This window comes from Enterococcus sp. C76 (assembly GCF_040886985.1).
GTDB lineage: Bacteria > Bacillota > Bacilli > Lactobacillales > Enterococcaceae > Enterococcus_B > Enterococcus_B lactis.
On sequence record NZ_JBFOEY010000061.1, the window covers coordinates 1 to 345 of the forward strand.

Here is a 345-nt window from a genome sequence, read left to right on the forward strand (position 1 = left end):
GCTGTAATTTTTTAAACGCGAATCTTTTGTCCGAACCAATAACGGAACTTCCTTACTAGAAGTTTCTTCAAAAATTTTGAAAATACTACAAGGAGAGCCTGTACTTTCATAAAAATTAACCACCTTTGTGGCATCCCAACTAATGAGATCCAACAACTGTAATTTAGGCGTATCCACAAATGTCGTAAACATCGTTAAGTTTTTACTAGTATCCCAATTCGACACATCTAATTGTTCCAATTGTTCACAGCCTAAAAAAGTAGCACCCAAATACTTTCCATTCGACGTGTTCCATCGAGATACATCAATGCTTTTTAAGGATTTACAACTATTAAAAACATGAGA

At 34.5% G+C, this 345-nt stretch carries 1 protein-coding gene; it reads right to left on the reverse strand.

What is annotated here, in order from left to right; genetic code table 11:
* The coding region (locus AB3I00_RS14755; protein WP_368025633.1) for a BspA family leucine-rich repeat surface protein at positions 1-345 on the reverse strand (345 nt) is incomplete at both ends.